This is a genomic window from Erwinia sp. JH02, from assembly GCF_013074405.1.
Lineage (GTDB): Bacteria > Pseudomonadota > Gammaproteobacteria > Enterobacterales > Enterobacteriaceae > Erwinia > Erwinia rhapontici.
In genome coordinates this window covers 1-1,254 of the sequence record NZ_JABANZ010000034.1, presented here as the reverse complement: position 1 = coordinate 1,254, position 1,254 = coordinate 1, and the positions used below count along the sequence as shown (strand labels likewise).

At 50.4% G+C, this 1,254-nt stretch carries 1 protein-coding gene; it reads right to left on the bottom strand.

Annotated elements, in window-relative coordinates:
• Nucleotides 1-1,254 (bottom strand): hypothetical protein (locus HHI26_RS25335; RefSeq protein ID WP_205945809.1); only part of this gene is annotated, 1,254 nt, incomplete at both ends.

Below are 1,254 nucleotides of genomic sequence, written 5' to 3'. Positions count from 1 at the left end.
TTAGCTTGAGTTTAAATATAATTCGCGAAGGATAATTACGTCGACCGATGCTGCCGGACCAGATATCAGTTATCTCAGCCTCGCGAAGCCGGGAAGAGGCGGAAAAAGCAGCCACTACCCCTCTTTTATAATGTTCATAGTGATTGTCATGCTCTTCGCTAAACATATAACGCGAGGAATGCAGCAATGCCTGCAGCCCGGCAAGCCGTTCTTCAGTTGCCCACAGAATGAACTGTTCGATTGAAGACGGGGTGTCTTTCATCATATCGACTTCACGGTACACCTCCTGTCGCAGATTCACCGGTATTACAGGTGAATCAGTGAAGCCGGATATGTCCTTACGTAATTCGTCTGCCAGAGCATCACGATCCCATGCCAGCTTCCAGAATTCATTGAGATCATTCAAGTCTGCGGCAGAAAGTCCCGGAACATTAGGGTGTATGCCGATAAGACGTGCTAAATCCCTGCTGTTTTGAATCTTACGTACAGCCTCAGACAGTTCCTTACTCCCAATGTTGTACTCAGATTTTATGGAAGATTTGATGCTGTCAAATCCAGCGGACGGATCTGACCACGCCTGTCGGGGGGGAAGCCGCCCGGCAATATCCTGCAGGTCTTTACGGCTGAGATGACCGGTGAATGATCCTGTGCTGTATTCCCTCCAGAGCCATTGACTCAGGCCTGTGAGTTTTTCCAGGTTGTCTCGTATGATGCGGAACTGATCGCGCAGGACCAGCACATTGATAACGCTGACGTCTGTCAGATGTTTTTTGGCTTCGGTACTGTAGCTGTAGCGAAAGGTTTGCCCGGTGGGGTCCGTTTCCGCAATGCAGCGGATAAGGGGGTCCAGCGCTGAAATCTGTTCCTTATAACGCCTATCAAATGCGATGGCCTGGCCGGTAAAAAACACCCAGAGGTTCATTATGTCGTGCTGATTCAGTACTTTTTCTATTTCTGCGTCCGGTGCAATCGGCTGTAAACGCAGTTTCGCAAGCTGACAGAGTTCCTGTATCTGGCCCTTCAGAGTAAGCTCCACGGAGTGCCGCAGGCTGAAGCAGATGGGATAAATCAGCGTATCCAGTAATGCACTTTGCCCATTAGTCAGAGCCTCGATAAGCAGGTCGACGCTGTCAGCGAAGCCGTCAGCATAATAATAGATGTCCGGTGAGCCGTTATTTCCCACGCAGGCATTGTATGCCCCCATTGCATGATCGCCACGGAACAGGGCATTCCAGTTCAGCTGCGCCGGACGTG